Here is a 16176-nt window from a genome sequence, read left to right as displayed (position 1 = left end):
CGGGCATCCGCTCATGCCCTGCGCCCGAGCCCGGTCTCGATCTCCTCGAGGCTGCGCCGCCGCGTCTCGGGAACCAGGAAGTAGGTGAACAGGAAGGCCGCGACCCCGAGCACGGCGAACCCGAAGAACACCGGGGGACGCCCCATGGTGATCAGGATCGGGAACACGAGGCTGACCACCACGCTGGTCGCTTCGGTGGCGAAGGTGGCGATCCCCATCGCGGTTCCGCGGATCCGCAAGGGGAACAGCTCGCCGAGCATGACCCAGACGACCCCGCCCCAGCTGAGCCCGAATCCGATCTGGAACAGGGCGAGCGCGGTAACCGCGAAGTAGCCGGCGGCACCGCCCGCGGCCACGTCCCGCGCGGCCACCCCGAGGACCGCCATGCCGGTGGCCATCAGGAGCGCGCCGAACAGCAGCGGCTTTCTGCGGCCCATCCGGTCGACGATGAAGCAGGTCATCACCGCGGTGGCGAGCAAGCCGAGCGCGGAGAAGCCGAGGTTCGCGGTGATGGCGGCGGAATCCCCGAAGCCGATGCTCTTGAGGATGGTCGGGGCGTAGTAGGTGACCGTGTTGATTCCGGTCAGCTGCTGGAACATGCCGAGCCCGACACCGATGAGCAGCAGCCTGCGCGTTCGTGCGGAGAACAGCAGCGCCCGCGCGCCGACCCGGTCGCGGCGCTGCCGGTTCGCCTGCCGGATCTCGGTGAGTTCGGCCTCGGCGGCGGCCGGTTCTCTGGTGCGTGCCAGCACCGCGCGTGCCTCGGCGGTTCGTCCCTGTTTCACCAGCCATCGCGGGCTCTCCGGCAGGAAGAACGCGCCGATGAGCATGAGCACGGCGGGCAGTGCCCCGATGGCGAACATCCAGCGCCAGGCTTCCACCGGGCGCAGCAACAGGCTCACCACGCTGGATGCCAGGACACCGATCGTGATCATCAGCTGGAACAGCGCGGAAAGTGAACCGCGGTGGCGTGCGGGGGCGAGTTCGGAGATGTACACCGGGATGGTCGCGGTGGCCATGCCGACCGCGAGTCCGAGCAGCAGCCGGGCGCCGATCAGCACCGCGGTCACCGGTGCGATTCCCGCGCCGATGGCGCCGATCGCGAACAGCGCCGCCGCGGTGGCGAGCATCCGGCGCCGTCCGAACCGGTCGGAGAGCGGACCGACGAGCAGGGCACCGATCATCGCGCCCGCAAGGGCCGCGCTGACCACCAGTCCGGTCAGTCCCGGGGTGAGGCCGAGCGCGGGACCGGCGAAAAGCAGTGCGCTGGCCACGATTCCCAGTTCGTAGCCGCGGATGGCGCCGCCGAGTGCCCCGGTGAGGTAGGCGAGCCTGCCGCGGGTACGGGAGTGCTCCCCGGCTCGGGAATCCTGCTTGCCGTTCGCGATCGTCATCGATGCTCCCCGGGCTCGGGTTCTCGGTCAGCTGGTGGCGGGGCCGGTCAGTGCGAGGTTCGCCGCGCGGACCCGCGCCGGGTCCGGTTTGAGGATCCGCCTGTCGTAGGTGTAGAGCCCGTTCACCTGGACCTCGGCGTCCTCGAACAGGTTGTAGTTCGCGGCGGCGAGGCCCTGTTCCCTGGCGAACTCGGCGATCTGGCCGAGCGCGGTCACATAGGCATCGGTCAGGGCGGCGGGATCCTGGACCGCGACGTTCGGTTCGGAGTGCCCGGGTTTCCATTCGTGGCCGGTGATCGGCAGGCCGAACGCGCCGAACTCACCGATCACCGCGGCACGCCCGTCGTCCGGGTGCGGTACCGGGCCGGCTTCCGGGGTGCCGAGGTTGTGCCGGTCGAGGATGTCGCCGCCGACGGATCCGCACTCGCAGACGTTGAATCCGCTCATCGGGTTGACCGGCCTGCTCGGATCCCAGCGCTTGACCAGGTCGGCGACCTGACTGACCGCGAACTCCGCCCAGCCCTCGTTGAACGGGATCCACATGATGATCGACGGGTGACTCTGGTGGTCCTCGATCATGGTGCGTAGCTCGCGCAGCAGTTCGGTCCTGCCCTCGGCGGGCGGTGGCGGGACCGGCTTCTCGGGTTTCGGTGGCTGCCTTCCGGTCGCCGCCGAGGGCATGTCCTGCCACACGAGCATGCCGAGCCGATCGGCCCAGTAATACCACCGGTCCGGTTCCACCTTGACGTGTTTGCGCACCGAGTTGAATCCCAGTTTCTTGGCGGCTTCCAGGTCGAACCGCAGTGCCGCGTCGGTGGCCGGGGTGTACAGCCCGTCCGGCCAGTAGCCCTGTTGCAGCGTGCTGAGCGGGAAAACGTGTTCCCCGTTGAGCAGGAACCGGGGATACCCGTCGAGCTCGCGGATCGCGATCGAACGGATGCCGAGGTAACTGTCCACGCGGTCGGTCGCGCGGCCGTCGGTGCGCGCGGGGGCGCCCTCGGGCACCAGCCGGACCGTCAGGTCGTAGAGAAAGGGGTCCCGTGGGGACCACGGCCGGGGCTCGTCCGGGGTGATCCGGAGTTCGGTGGTCGCCTCGCCGATCACCGAGCCGACCCGCCTGCCCTTCTCGAACAGCGCCACGTGCACCCGGTGCCCCGCCGGATCGGTGACCCGCGCGCGGACGGTGGCCGTCCGATTGTCCGGGCTGGAGCCGAGATCGAGCCGTTCGATGTGCGTTCGCGCGACCGGTTCGAGCCACACGGTCTGCCAGATTCCCGAACAGGAGGTGTAGAACAGGCCGTCTGGTTCGTTGTGCTGTTTGCCGACCGGGCCGATCCCCTCGTCGGTGCGGTCCTCAACGGCCACCACGATTTCCTGGTGCCCGGAAGGGTTTCCGGTGGCATCGGTGTGCAGTGCCTCGGTCACATCGAGGGTGAACCGGTCGAATCCGCCCTCGTGGGTGCCGATTTCCTTGCCGTTGACCCACACCACGCTGCGGTAGTCGACGGCATCGAAATGCAGCAGCAGCCGGTTTCCGGTCCGCGCGTGCACCGACCAGCCCGGCGCCACGGTGAACCGGCGCCGGTAGAACATCCGCGGAACACGGCGCATGATCCCGGAAAGCGCGGATTCGACCGGATAGGGCACGAGGATCCGTTCGGGCAGTTCGCGGCCGATCGGTGCCGCCTGATCGCCTTCGGCCGCCCCGAACTGCCAGACACCGTTGAGGCTGCGCCAACGGTCCCGGCGCAGCTGTGGCCGCGGATATTCGGGAAGCGCGTTGTCCGGGGAGACCTCGCTCGTCCACGGCGTGCTCAGCCGGGCGGGTTTCGGTTGCCAGCCGGTCTCCTCGGGCAGCGGTGCACCGGCAGGTGTCGCCGCCGCCGCGGTGATCCCGGTGCCCGAACCGAACGCGGCCGTGGCGAGTATTCCGGTGCCGCGCAGGAATGCGCGCCGGCCCGTGGGGTTGCGGTCCTCGGTCATGCTGGGAGTCCTTTCCTGCCTCGATCCGGGATCCGGGTCACCAGAAGGCATCGCGGGGCTGACTGCGGTCCTCGGTCGCCACGAGCACATCCAGCAGCAGTTCCTGGGATGTGGCGCGCTGTCGCGCGAAATCCGGCTCGTCCCACAGGTTCACCAGTTCGTCCGGATCGGTCTCCAGGTCGTAGAGCTCGCCGGTTCTCGTCCTGCTGGTCGCGGGATCGCCGTGGTGCACGACGATTTTCCACTTGCCGTGCCGCAGCATCGTGGTGTGCACGGGCGGGTCGTAGGGGTGCCCGCTGTTGCGGTATTCGGCAAGGGCCCAGCCGCGCGGCGCCGCCTCCCCGGTCCCGGCGGCCAGGGGCAGCAGGCTCTGCCCCTGTGCGCGCGGCAGCCCGGACACCCCGGCGGCGTCCAGGATCGTGCTGGGCAGGTCGAGCCACTGCACGAGTTCGGCCCGCCGTTGTCCCGCGGGCAGTTTTCCCGGCCAGCGCAGGATCAGCGGTACCCGCACCGCCTGCTCGTACAGCATCGGTCCCTTGAGCATCAGCTGGTGGTCACCGAGCATCTCGCCGTGGTCGCTGGTGAACACGACGAGCGTGCTCTCGGCGAGCCCTTGCTGTTCGAGGGTGTCCAGGATCCGGCCGACCTCGTCGTCAATGAGGCTCACCATGGCGTAGTAGGCCGCGCGGGTGGCCTGTAGTTCCCCGGCGGTGTAGTCGGTGTATCCGCGTTCGTGGCCGGCATAGGATTCCCGGGAGGCCTCGCGCAGGATCTCCGGTTTCCCGTCCAGTTCGCCGGGCCGGGTGATCGGCGGTGCCAGCGTTTCCGGGCGGTAGCGGTCCAGGTATTCCTTCGGCGCGCCGAAACCGTGGTGCGGGTCGAAGAAATTGGCGATGAAGCAGAACGGTTTTCCCCGTTCGCGCCCTTCGGTGAGGAATTCGACGGTCTCGTTGCCGATCCAGCGGGTGTAGTGCGCCTCGGTGGGCATTTCGTCGAAACCGAGCGGGTCGGCCGGATCGACGGCCCGCGCGTAGAGGTCGGGCCAGGCCGTCCTGAGCCACCGGTGGTAGTGGTTCTCGGATGATCCGGGGTAGGGATCGTGTGCCCAGCGGAACACCCGCAGTCCGTCCTCGATGCGCGGCTCGGTGCGGCCGCCGAAACACGCGGCCAGGTGCAGTTTCCCGACCAGTCCCGTGTCGTAGCCCGCCTCGGCCAGTTCCTTGGTGAACAGCCTGGCGTTCCGGTCGATGCCGACGCCGTTGGCCCACAGGCCGTGCGCGTGCACGTACTGCCCGGTCATCAGGCTCGCCCGGGATGGCGCGCACACCGGGCTCTGCACGTAGCAGTTCTCGAACAGCACCCCCTGATCGGCGAGGCGGTCGAGTGCGGGGGTCTCGATCTCGCTGTTGCCCGCCGCCCGCAGCGCGTTGAACCGCTGCTGATCGGTGCACAGGAAAAGAATGTTGGGGCGATCGGCCGCCCCGGGTTTTTCTGCAGGCATTCGGCCCTCCAGGGCGCCACCGGATATGGCGGCGAGCGTTCGGTGCCCGCAATTTACAACGTTGTAGATCGCGCGTAAAGGTCCCCGCCGCCGATGCGGTTCCGGTCAGTCGCGCCGGGTGCTCTCCCGCGCGATCACTTCGAAGGCGGCCTCGACGCGCCGTGGCGAATCGGGTTCCGCGCCGGGCTCGGCCTGGATGCGCCGGGTCACGATGTCCATCGCCGCCCGCGCGATCCCCTCCTTGTCCGGGGCGACCGTGGACAGTGAGGGGGTCGTGTACCGCCCGGCGGTGACGTCGTCGATCCCGATCACGGCGACATCCTCGGGAACGCGGTAGCCGCAGGCGATCACCGCGCGCATGGCGGCAAGGGCGAGCGGGTCGTTGAAGCAGAACAGGCCGTCGGCCCCAGCGGTGAGCAGCGGTTCCAGCACGCCGGTGAGGTCGCCGTGTTCGTCGCTTGGCGGGCAGGCGATCAGATCGGGGTCGACGCGCTGTCCCGCTTTCCGCAGTGCGCGGCTGTAACCGTCCCTGCGCAATTCCGCGACGACCGGGCTCACCGATTCCGGTGGGGGAGTGACCAGGCCGATCTTCCGGCAGCCCTGGTCGAGCAGGTGCCCGGTCGCCGCGCGGGCGGCCGCGCGGCTGTCCACGCCCACGCTGTCCGCGGCCTCGTGCAGCCGTTCGCCCAGCAGCACGAGCGGGGTGCGGTCCTTGCGGAGCGCGAGGTCGGCACTGGTCAGCTGCCAGGGACAGAGGATGAGTCCGTCCACGAAATCGGCGTGGAACCCTTCGGTGAGCAGGCGCTCGCGTTCGGCGACCCCGTCGGTGCAGTCCACCAGCACGGTCAGCCCGCGCGACTGCGCCTCCTTCACCAGCAACTGGGCGAGCTCGGCGAAATACGCGTTGCGGATCGAGGGCACCCCGACCGCGATCATCCCCGAGCGGCCGCGGCGTAGATTGCGCGCCGACACGTTCGGCCGATAGTCCAGTTCCCGGATCGCCGATTCGACCTTGGCCTTCGTGGCCGGCGAGATGAACCGGTAGCCGTTGACCACATTGGAGACGGTCTTCACCGACACACCCGCGAGCTCCGCGACATCCCGCAACCGACTGGCCACGACCTCATCCCCGATCAGCCGATCGACATCGCAGCCGACTGTACAGGGGCGCGGCGGCCGTGCCGAAGCTTGACGGGTCCGGAGTGAGGGACGTACTGTCCAGCAACGATATTTTGAAAGGACCTTTCAGTCAATGAAAGACTTGAGTGGTGTGCAGGCGGTGGACCGGGTCGCGGCGTTGTTGCGGGTCGTCTCGACGGCCGGTGGCACGCTTGCCGAGACCGCGCGGGCCACGGAGCTGAGTGAGGCGACGGCCCTGCGCTACCTGACCGCGCTCGAGCACTACAGCCTCGTCGAGCGCGATCCGGGCACCCGCGCCTATCGGGTCGGGCCTGGTCTGCTGGAACTGGCGAACGGCTGGGCGGGTGGCGAGGATGTGCTGGCCGCGGCCGAACCGGGGATGCGCCGTCTGCTCGAGGAATTCGGCGAGACGGTGAACCTGGGGGTGCGGGCGGGCGAGACGCTGATCGTGGTGCACGCACTGGAGAGCCCACGGCCGATCCGCAAGGGAGCCGCGGTCGGGGAGCGCGATCACTGGAACTGCACGGCATTGGGCAAGGCGCTGCTGGCTGCGATGCCGGAGGCGGCGGCGAAGGCCCTGGCGGAAAGCGCGATGAGCGAGCGGCTGACCGAGCACACGCGGACGACGTGGACCGCGCTGCTCGGTGATCTGCGCACCGCGCGGGAGACCGGGTACGCGGTGGACGACGAGGAATCCTCGCTCGGCCTGCGCTGTATCGGGGCGGCGATCACCGACCGCTCGGGGGCGCCGAGGTACGCGATCTCGGTCAGCGGGCCGGGCGACCGGCTTCCGGCGGAACAGGACTCCGTCATCGGCGAACGGGTGGCCGCGGAGGCCGCCGCGGTGGCGGTGCGGCTCGGCGGTCGCTGAGCGCGCGAAGAAAGGGACAGTCCCATGGGAACGAGTAACGGCAGTGTGGCCGCGAAGCCCTCGATGGCGAAGGTCATGTGGGCGACGGTTCTGGGAAATGTGCTGCAGTGGTACGACTTCATCGTCTACGGACAGGCCGCCGCGCTGATCCTGAACCGGCTGTTCTTTCCGGATTTCTCCCCGATCGCCGGAACCCTGGCCGCGTTCGCGACCTATGCGGTCGGGTTCCTTGCCCGGCCGATCGGTGGCGTGGTCTTCGGCAATCTCGGCGATCGCAAGGGGCGCAAACCGGTCCTGATCATCACCCTAGTGCTGATGGGCTTGTCCACCTTCTGTATCGGCCTGCTGCCCACCTACGCGGCGGCGGGCTGGCTGGCCCCGGTGCTGCTGGTGCTGCTGCGCCTGGTCCAGGGGCTCGGCGCGGGCGCGGAGTACGCGGGCGCCGTGGTGTTCTCGGTGGAACACGCGCCCGGGCGCCGCGGCTACTACGGCGGCCTGATCTCGGCGGCCAACTTCCTCGCGCTGTTCCTGGCGACCGGGGTGTTCACGCTGTTCTCCTGGTTGCCGCCCGAGGATCTGGCCTCCTGGGGCTGGCGAGTGCCGTTCCTGATCAGCATCGTGATCGTGGGCGCCAGCCTCTACATCCGGCTGCACATCAGCGAGACGCCCAAGTTCGAAGAGGTCCGCTCGACGAGCTCCGCGGCGCGGATGCCGCTGCTCGGGGTGTTCCGGCACTACCGCAAGGAACTGCTGCTCGCCATCGGCGCCGGGTTCTTCCTGGAGGGCGGCGCCTATGTGTTCCAGGTGTTCGTACTGTCCTATGTGGTCACCGAACTGCACCTGCCGAAAAGCGTGGCACTGGTGGGTTTGCTGCTCGCCGCGGTGGTCGGCATGCTCACGATGCCGTTCTTCGGTGCGCTCTCCGACCGGATCGGCAGGCGCAAGGTCTATCTCGGTGGCGCGGCGTTCTCCGCGGTGTTCGCCTTCCCGTTCTTCTGGCTGGTCGATACGGGCAATTCGGTGCTGATCGCGCTCGGCATGGTGATCGGTCTTTCGTTCGGCGCCGCGGCGATGTTCGGCACGCTCCCGGCGTTCTACTCGGAGATGTTCAGTACCCGGTTCCGCTACAGCGGCGTGGTGCTCGCCAGGGAGCTCACCGGCGCGTTCGTCGGCGGGCCGACCCCGTTCATCGCCGCAGGGCTCGTCGCGCTCACCGACGGCGCCTCCTGGCCGGTCGCGCTGTTCATGGTGGTGACCGCGGTGATCCCGTTCTTCGCGGTCCTGTTCTCCCGGGAGACCGGGCACGAGGAGCTCTCCTCCGGGCAACCGGTCCGGGAGATCGAGAAGCAAAGGGACGAAGCATGACGACACAGGGATCGCCGGTACTGGTGACCGGTGCGACCGGACGGGTCGGTTCCCGGCTGGTGGACACGCTGCTGGACCAGGGCAGGCCGGTGCGGGCCGTGGTACTGCCCGGGGATCCGGGCCGTGCCGCGCTTCCCGGGGCGGTGACCGTGATCGAGGGCAGCCTGACCGATCCCGCCGTGGTGGCCGAGGCGGTCGAGGGAATCGGCGCGGCCGTGCACCTCGCCGCGGCCATGGACTGGGGACCGGGTGCGAACGACCGATTGTTCGAGGCGAACGTGCGGGCGACCTATCTGCTGTTCGAGGCCCTGGCCGAACGCGGCGGCGCGATCGAGCGGGTGGTGCTGGCCTCCAGTGACGAGGTGTATCCCGCGCTGCAGGCGGGGGAACCCATCGCGGAGGACCGGGCGCTGTCCCCGTACAGCTTCTACGGCCTGACCAAGGAGCTGGACGAACGCCTCGCCGCCTACTACCACCGCACCGGTCTCGCGGTGACCGTCGCCCGGTTCTCCCTCGTTGCCGCGGCGGAGGAGATCACCCGCCCGGACGGCTGGTCGGGACGGCTGTTCTTCGGATCCGGCCTGCGTGCCTTGCTCTCCGGTCTCGGGCGCGCCGAAGCCGTGGCCGCGCTGGACGCACAGGTTCCGGACCAGGACGGCTGCCTCGTGCTGGCCAGGGACGAGCAGGACAGGCCGTATCGCTTCCAATTCTGCGATGTGCGCGACCTCGTGCACGGACTCGACTGCCTGCTGCGCGAACCGGCCGTGGTCGGCGAGACGGTCAACCTCTCCGGGCCTGTCGCCTTCGGCTACGACGAGGTGGTGCCGGAGCTGGCCGAGCGGATCGGTGTCCGGTACCGGGAGGTCCGGTTGCCCGGGCCGCGGTTCGACGTGCGGATCGAGACCGCCAAGGCGGTGCGGCTCGCCGGTTACCGCCCCCGATACGACGTGCGCACCATCATCGATCAACTGAACTGAAGCTGGAGTGACCAAGCATGTCAACGAATTCCGTTCCCGACCGCGCCAGCGCCGTGATCCCCGGCGGGGTCAATTCCGGCCAGCGGCGCATCCCGGGACTCACCGATCTGGTCATCGCGGCCTCGGAGGGTGCCCGGTTCACCGATCAGTACGGGCGCCGCTATACCGACTATCACGCCGCGTTCGGGCCGCCCTTGCTCGGGCACAACGATCCGGACGTGTCCGCCGCGGTGGCCGAGGCGGCGCGCAGTGTCGACCTGGCGGGGGTCGGCGTGACCGAGGCCGAGGTGGAACTGGCCGAGACGATCGCCGAACTGGTGCCGAGCGTGGAGCAGTTGCTGCTGACCTCGACCGGCAGTGAGGCGACTTTCCACGCCCTGCGGGTTTCCCGTGCTGTCACCGGTCGCCGGCTCGTGGTGAAGTTCCAGGGTTGCTATCACGGGTGGCACGATTCGGTGAGCCTGAACGTGATCTCCGCGCCGGAACGGATCGGTGCGCAGGATCCGATCTCCACCGGGATCCTTCCCGAGGTACTGGATGCCACCCTGGTGCTGCCGTTCAACGATGCCGAGGCGGTACGCCGGACCTTCGCCGAGTACGGCGACCGGATCGCCGCGGTGATCCTCGAACCGGTGCCGCACAACGTCGGCTGCCTGCTACCCGCCGAGGAGTTCCTGCGCACCCTGCGCGCCGAGACCGAGCGGGCGGGCAGTGTGCTGATCTTCGACGAGGTGATCACCGGATTCCGGCACGCGCTCGGTGGCTGGCAGTCGATCTGCGGGGTGACCCCGGACCTGACGACCATGGGCAAGGCGATGGCCAACGGGTACCCGATCGGCGCGCTCGGCGGGCGCCGCGAGCTGATGAGCCAGTTCAGCACGATTCCCGGTGCGCCCGCGTTCTTCGCGGGTACCTACAACGGGCATCCCGCGATGGTGGCCGCGGCACTGGCCACGATCCGCAAACTGCGCACCGAACCGGTGCACGAGCACGTGTTCCGGCTCGGCGCCGCCATCCGCTCCGGGCTCACCGAGGTCTTCGCCGAGCTCGGGGTGCCCGCGATCGCGCACGGCTACGGCTCGGTGTTCGTCAGCTATTTCCTGGACGGCCCCGCGCCGAGCACCTACACCGATCTGCTGGGCAACGATGTCGCGCTGTTCGTGGGGTATCGCCGCAAGCTGATCGAGCGCGGGATCTTCGAACTGCCGCTGAACCTCAAGCGCAGCCACGTTTCCTATGCCCACACCGATGCCGATGTGGACGAACTGCTCAGCGCGACCAGGGACGCGGTACGGGCGAGCCTGGCGGCGGATGCTTCGGCGGACCTGGCGGACACCTCGACGATGGGTGGTGCGCGCTGACATGCTGACGGTGAACCAGACCAGGCCCGCCGGTGTGGCCGGGCGGATCAGCAAGGTCGAGACCCTGAGCCTGGGAACGGCATGGCGGGACTTCTCCTATGTCCGCGTGCACACCGATGCGGGGCTTTCCGGGATCGGCGAGATCACCCATCCCTTCCGGGGCAGGGAAACCTGCGCGCTCGCCGAATCCATGGGGCAGCGGCACCTGCTCGGCGCGGATCCCTTCGACGTGGAGGAGATCTGGCTGCGCATGTATCAGGGTGACTATCTGCGCGGCGGGGACATCGGCGGGATCGTGGTGTCCGGAGTGGACCAGGCGCTCTACGACCTGATGGGCAAGGCACTCGGTGTTCCCGCCTACCGGCTCACCGGTGGTGCCTGCCGGGACACGGTGCCGGTGTACGCGAACGGCTGGTACACCGGGGACCGGACCCCGGAAGGGTTCGCCGCCAAGGCACGGGAAACGACTTCCCGCGGCTACCGGGCGCTGAAGTTCGATCCGTTCGGCGCCGGGCTCGGCTCGCTCTCCCGTGCGCAGCGGAACACCGCACTGGATCTGGTTGCCGCGGTTCGCGAGGCGGTCGGCCCCGAGGTGGAGCTGTTCGTGGAAGGGCACGCCCGCTTCGACTTCCCGACCGCGGCGCGGCTGACCGCCGATCTGGCCGAGTTCGACCTCGGCTGGTTCGAGGAACCGCTGCCGTGGACGCACATCGAGCGCTATGCCGAACTGCGCGCACGGGCCGCGATGCCGATCTCGGGCGGCGAACACTTCCACAACCGCAACGAATACAAGCAGCTGTTCGCGAGCAACGCGGTGGACATCGTGCAACCGGATCTGTCGATGGCGGGCGGGCCGAGCGAGGTGCGCAAGATCGCCGCACTCGCCGAGATGCACGCCATGCAGGTGGCCCCGCACAACTCGAACTCTCCGTTGTGCACGACCGTTTCGGTGCACTCGGTACTCGGTATCCCGAACCTCAGGATCCTGGAAACCTTCGACGGGCTGGTGGAGGAGCACGTCTTCGACGCCCTCCCGGGTGTACTGCCCGTGCGGGACGGGGCCATCGGCCTGCCCTCGGCGCCCGGTTTCGGGGTGGAGCTGGTGGACGAGGTGTTCGCCGAACATCCGCCGAGTCACCGATTCTGGAACATGTTCGCCGAGGGCTGGGAAAGGCGGAACCGCTCGTGATCGTGGATGTGCACTCGCATCTGTTCGGCTGCCCCGGGCACATCGGCGATCCGTTCCGCGCCGAGTCGGCACGGGCGCATCAGGGCGAGGTCGACCTCACGGTGCGGTACGCGGAGTACGCCGCGAGCGCCCCGGAGGGCACCCGGACGATCGTGTTCGGCGGCAAGGCGCGGCGCAGTGGACTGTGGGTGGAGGACACGGCGGTCGCCGAGTACGTCCGGGAGCATCCGCGGACGCTGATCGGCTACCTGTCGATCGACCCCACCCAGCCCGGCTGGTCCGATGAACTCCGGTACGGGCACCAGGAACTCGGTTTGCGCGGGATCAAGCTCATGCCCATGTACGCCGGATTCGATCCCGCCGATCCGGCCTACGACGAACTGTTCGGCTATGCCGAGCGGCATGGCCTTCCGGTACTGGTGCACACCGGAACCACCTTCGTCTCGGCCGCCCCGCTGGAGTGGGCGCGGCCGGTGCACCTGGACGCGGTCGCGATCCGGCATCCGGAGCTGCGGATGGTGCTCGCCCACCTCGGTCATCCTTATGAGGGCGAGTGCATCGCGGTGATCCGCAAACACCGGCACGTGTACGCCGATATCTCCGCCCTGCACTACCGGCCCTTCCAGCTGTGGCACTCACTGCGGCTCGTGCAGGAGTACGGGGTGTGGGACAAACTGCTGTTCGGTTCGGACTACCCGTTCACCACGGTGCACGACTCGATCGAGGGGTTGCGGCGGATCGCCGCGGTCCCGGGCATTCCCGGGCTCGATCCGCTCGAAGCCGACCGCGTCGAGGACGTGATCGGCCGGGATTCCCTTGCCCTGCTGGGGTTGTCATGACCGGAACGTTCTCCCTCGATGGCAGGACCGTACTGCTGACCGGAGCGGCCCGGGGGATCGGGGCCGCGCTCGCCGTCGGGCTGGCCAGGGCGGGCGCGCGGCTCTGCCTGGTGGACACCGAATCGCTGGAGGAGACCCGCGAGGCCGTCGGCGAACCGTGCCGCACCTACCGATTCGACCTCGCCGAAACCGGGAGGATCGCCGGGCTCGTCGACCGGGTGCGCGCGGAAGCCGGGCCACTGCACGTGCTGGTCAACAATGCGGGCATCGCCAGGATGCAGCGGTTCAACGAGATCACCCCGGAAGACTGGCGCGCGGTGTTCGCGGTGAACACCGATGCCGCTTTCTTCACCGCGCAGCGCGTGGCCGAGCACATGATCGCGGACGGGATCGAGGGCCGGATCGTGCAGATCTCCTCGAAGAACGCCACGGTCGCCGAGGCCGGGCTCGCGCACTACAACGCCTCCAAGGCCGCGGTCGAACTGATCACGAAGTCGCTCGCCTGCGAGCTCGGCGAACACGGGATCACGTGCAACGCCGTGGCGCCCGGCATGATCGAGACCGGAATCGCCGAGGCTTTTCCCGGGGATCTCGAAGGACTCTTCGCAGCTTGGCGGGAGCGGATCCCGCTGCGCCAGGAGTTCGGCACACCGGAGGATCTGCTCGGCGCCGTGCTGTATCTCTGCGGTGCGGCCAGCCGCTACGTCACCGGAACCACCATCACCGTGGACGGCGGGGCACTCGCCGAGCAGCTGCCCCGCCTGCGGTATCTGCCGCCCTATCGATCCAGCCTGCCCGAGAAACCGTGAGGTGAGCGATGAAATTCCTGCGCATCGGCCCAGTGGGAGCCGAACGTCCCGTCGTGGCCAGGCAGGGCCGGTACTTCGACCTGCGGCCGGTCACCGCCGAGGTGGACGCGAGTTTCCTGGCCGCGCTCGACGTCGCCCGGATCGCCGAGGCGGAGCTGCCCGAGATCGACATCCGCGGCGAGCGGATCGGCGCACCGATCGCCCGGCCGGGCGCGGTGGTCTGCATCGGCATGAACTACGCCGCGCACGCCGCCGAATCCGGTGCCGCCCCGCCGAGCGAACCGGTCGTGTTCTACAAGGCCCCCAACACCGTCGTCGGGCCGGAGGACGAGGTGCTGCTGCCGCGCGGATCGACCAAGACCGACTGGGAGGTCGAACTCGGCGTGGTCATCGGCAGCCGGGCCCGGTACCTGGAATCCCCGGAACAGGCACTCGACCACGTCGCCGGATACACCGTCTCCAACGACGTCTCCGAGCGTGCGTTTCAGCTCGAGCTCAGCGGCGGGCAGTGGTCCAAGGGCAAGAGCTGCGAGACCTTCAACCCGCTCGGGCCCTGGCTGGTGAGCGCCGACGAGATCCCCGATCCACAGGCGCTGCGGCTGCGCTCGGCGGTGAACGGCAGGCCGAGGCAGGACTCCAGCACGGCCGACATGATCTTCTCCGTGGCCACCCTGATCCACCGGCTCAGCCAGGTCATGGTGCTCGAACCCGGCGACCTGCTCAACACCGGCACCCCCGAAGGCGTCGCACTGTCCGGGCGGTTCCCGTACCTGGCCGCGGGTGACGTGATGTCCTGCGCGATCGACGGGCTCGGCGAACAGCGGCAGCGGCTGCGCCCGGCCTGACCGGTCACCCCTGTCGTGCGTCCACCGCGCGCAGATGCGCGGGAGCGGGCTTGACGACATGCTCGGCGTACTCGGGATGCTTCGGCAGCCACGCGGCGACATAGGGGCAGACCGGGACGACGGCGTATCCCTTGGCGATGACGTCCTCGACGACATCGTGCACCAGGAAGGAGGCGAGTCCCCGGCCGCCGTAGTCCTCGGAGACGCCGGTGTGGAACAGCACGCGCTCGGTGTTTCCGGAGTTCTCCACGTCGACGTAGGACTCCTCGCCGATGACGTTCCCCGCCGGATCCGCGGCCTCGAGATCGATGAGCACATAACGCGATTCTTCGGGCCGTTCCTGTACTTCGAAGCGATTTTCGGTCATGACCGCTCTCCTTGTCCGGGGGTGTTCTCGGCACCGGTGTGGTTCTGGCTGCGTGGCCGCAGTCGTACCGCGGGCAGCTCGGGCGCGGGAAGCGGCTGCTGCTGGCCGGGCGGGAATCGCCCGAACAGCGGGGGTTTGCCGGAATCTTCCGGGTGCGCGGCTTCGAACCCGAGCTCGGCCTGGTAACGGCGCCGGAATTCGGCGATCTCCTCGTGGCTGCGGCCGACGAAGTTCCACCACATCACGATCTGTTCGCCGAGCGGGATCCCGCCGAGCAGCAGGGCCCGTGCGCCCTCGGGCCCCGCGGTGACCGTGAGTGTGTCCGAGCCCGGCGGCACATACGCGAGGCTGCGGTGCTCCGCCCGGGTCCGGTTGACCGCGATGTTCCCGGTCTCGGCGAGTAGTCCGTATTCGAAGTCGGCCCGGACATCCAGGGTCACCGAAGCGCCGGGCTCCAGCAGCAGTTCGGCACCGAGCAGCTCGGGCGTGCGGGTGGCCACCGGGGACGCCGAACCGAGCAGTTCGCCGAGGAAGACCCGGGCGGTCAGGCCCGGTGTCCGGACGGGCTCGGGCGTGTAGTGCTCGAACCGGTTCTCGGTGAACCGCGTCGCCTCGGGGAGGGCGTACCAGAGCTGGACACCGTGCAGGGTGCGGGTGTCGGCACTGCTGATCTCCTGGTGGGTGATGCCTTGCCCGGCGATCATCAGGTTCAGTTCGCCGGGCAGTACCGCGGCCGCGTTCCCGCCGGAGTCCAGATGGTCGATGCGGCCGGTGAACAGCCAGGAGACCGTCGCCAGTCCGGTGTGCGGATGTCTTGGCACCTGCATACCGCCGGTCGCCGAGACATCGTCGGGCCCGTAATGATCCAGGAAACACCAGGCACCCACCAGCGAGCGGTTCCGCTGCGGCAAGGTCCGGTACACGGTCATGGCGCGCGGCCCGCCCAGCGGGACCAGGCGCGGCTCGAGGATCTCGACCGCCGTGCACGGCTGTCCGGGATCGAGCACCGACAGATGGGGATTCTCGTCGAGATTGCTCATCGGATCACCTTTCCCTCGGAATCGCGCGGGCGCACCGGATGCTCGCTGAGGATGGAGACGCGGTTGAACGCGTTGATCGTGACCGCGATCCACTCGGCCGCGACGAATTGCTCATCGCCGAGGACATGGCGGGCGGCGACGAGGTCGGCCTGCGCATCCTCGGTCAGCGGCAGCAGGGTGGCCGCTTCCGCGATCGCCAGCACCGCTTCCTCGCGATCGGTGTAGTTGCCGGATTCCCGCCAGGCCGCGAGCATGTCGAGCTTCTGCTGGGTGACCCCGGCTTGGCGGGCTTGCCTGGCATGCAGGTCGAGGCAGAAGGCGCAACCGTTGAGCTGCGAGGACCGGACCTTGATGAACTCGGTCTCCTGGACACTCAGTCCCCGCTGGAGAGCGGCCTCGCGTATCGCGGTCGAATAGCTCTGCGCGGCCTGCCACGCCTCGGGCATGACCTTGTCCAGGAACGGTCGCATCTCACCTCACCCGTCGTCGCTCTCC

General features: G+C 68.9%; 15 protein-coding genes. 8 read left to right on the top strand and 7 right to left on the bottom strand.

Going from position 1 to position 16176, the window contains the following annotated elements:
- Positions 1-11: 11 nt before the first annotated feature.
- The 4 genes from AD72_RS01270 to AD72_RS01255 form a co-directional block, all read right to left on the bottom strand.
- Entirely contained in the window at positions 12-1394 is a 1383-nt protein-coding gene (locus tag AD72_RS01270; protein WP_051897687.1) for a sugar porter family MFS transporter, read from the bottom strand.
- A 27-nt stretch (positions 1395-1421) separates the two neighbouring features.
- The gene (locus tag AD72_RS01265) at positions 1422-3377 is read right to left on the bottom strand and encodes a glycoside hydrolase family 2 protein (protein WP_051897685.1); all 1956 of its coding nucleotides are present in this window, start codon (positions 3375-3377) and stop codon (positions 1422-1424) included.
- Positions 3378-3414: 37 nt separating this feature from the next.
- Positions 3415-4878, bottom strand: a complete 1464-nt coding sequence (locus AD72_RS01260; RefSeq protein ID WP_031464468.1) for a sulfatase-like hydrolase/transferase — start codon at positions 4876-4878, stop codon at positions 3415-3417.
- Between the two features lie 105 nt (positions 4879-4983).
- The gene (locus AD72_RS01255) at positions 4984-5997 is read right to left on the bottom strand and encodes a LacI family DNA-binding transcriptional regulator (RefSeq protein WP_031464467.1); all 1014 of its coding nucleotides are present in this window, start codon (positions 5995-5997) and stop codon (positions 4984-4986) included.
- A 133-nt stretch (positions 5998-6130) separates the two neighbouring features.
- On the opposite strand from AD72_RS01255, the gene AD72_RS01250 reads away from it, so the two are divergent.
- The 8 genes from AD72_RS01250 to AD72_RS01215 are packed head-to-tail and all read left to right on the top strand — an operon-like array spanning position 6131 to position 14274.
- Positions 6131-6889: an IclR family transcriptional regulator gene (locus AD72_RS01250; protein WP_051897683.1), complete on the top strand. Its 759-nt coding sequence runs from the start codon at positions 6131-6133 to the stop codon at positions 6887-6889.
- 24 nt (positions 6890-6913) lie between these two features.
- Positions 6914-8254: an MFS transporter gene (locus AD72_RS01245; RefSeq protein WP_063890693.1), complete on the top strand. Its 1341-nt coding sequence runs from the start codon at positions 6914-6916 to the stop codon at positions 8252-8254.
- Complete coding sequence (locus AD72_RS01240) at positions 8251-9231, top strand: NAD-dependent epimerase/dehydratase family protein (protein ID WP_051897681.1); 981 nt, start codon at positions 8251-8253, stop codon at positions 9229-9231. The genes AD72_RS01245 and AD72_RS01240 overlap by 4 nt, the downstream gene beginning before the upstream one ends.
- 17 nt (positions 9232-9248) lie before the next feature.
- Complete coding sequence (locus tag AD72_RS01235) at positions 9249-10592, top strand: aspartate aminotransferase family protein (RefSeq protein ID WP_031464463.1); 1344 nt, start codon at positions 9249-9251, stop codon at positions 10590-10592.
- Position 10593: 1 nt separating this feature from the next.
- Complete coding sequence (locus tag AD72_RS01230) at positions 10594-11781, top strand: mandelate racemase/muconate lactonizing enzyme family protein (protein WP_031464462.1); 1188 nt, start codon at positions 10594-10596, stop codon at positions 11779-11781.
- On the top strand, positions 11778-12620 hold the full coding sequence (locus AD72_RS01225) for an amidohydrolase family protein (RefSeq protein ID WP_031464461.1): 843 nt from the start codon (positions 11778-11780) through the stop codon (positions 12618-12620). Before AD72_RS01230 ends, AD72_RS01225 begins: the two co-directional genes overlap by 4 nt.
- Positions 12617-13429: an SDR family NAD(P)-dependent oxidoreductase gene (locus AD72_RS01220; RefSeq protein ID WP_031464460.1), complete on the top strand. Its 813-nt coding sequence runs from the start codon at positions 12617-12619 to the stop codon at positions 13427-13429. Before AD72_RS01225 ends, AD72_RS01220 begins: the two co-directional genes overlap by 4 nt.
- Positions 13430-13437: 8 nt before the next feature.
- On the top strand, positions 13438-14274 hold the full coding sequence (locus AD72_RS01215) for a fumarylacetoacetate hydrolase family protein (RefSeq protein ID WP_031464459.1): 837 nt from the start codon (positions 13438-13440) through the stop codon (positions 14272-14274).
- Positions 14275-14278: 4 nt separating this feature from the next.
- Here AD72_RS01215 and AD72_RS01210 read toward each other — a convergent pair whose 3' ends face one another.
- From AD72_RS01210 to AD72_RS01200, 3 genes are read right to left on the bottom strand one after another with little or no spacing between them, the layout of a single operon-like run.
- Positions 14279-14641: a GNAT family N-acetyltransferase gene (locus AD72_RS01210; protein WP_031464458.1), complete on the bottom strand. Its 363-nt coding sequence runs from the start codon at positions 14639-14641 to the stop codon at positions 14279-14281.
- Positions 14638-15681: a pirin family protein gene (locus tag AD72_RS01205; protein WP_031464457.1), complete on the bottom strand. Its 1044-nt coding sequence runs from the start codon at positions 15679-15681 to the stop codon at positions 14638-14640. Before AD72_RS01205 ends, AD72_RS01210 begins: the two co-directional genes overlap by 4 nt.
- The gene (locus tag AD72_RS01200; protein WP_031464456.1) at positions 15678-16151 is read right to left on the bottom strand and encodes a carboxymuconolactone decarboxylase family protein; all 474 of its coding nucleotides are present in this window, start codon (positions 16149-16151) and stop codon (positions 15678-15680) included. The genes AD72_RS01205 and AD72_RS01200 overlap by 4 nt, the downstream gene beginning before the upstream one ends.
- Between the last annotated feature and the right edge of the window lie 25 nt (positions 16152-16176).

The sequence above is a fragment of the Sciscionella sediminilitoris genome, from assembly GCF_000737195.2.
Taxonomy (GTDB): Bacteria; Actinomycetota; Actinomycetes; order Mycobacteriales; family Pseudonocardiaceae; genus Sciscionella; species Sciscionella sediminilitoris.
Note: the sequence above shows the minus strand (reverse complement) of the source record. Positions and strands in the feature narration are given on the sequence as shown.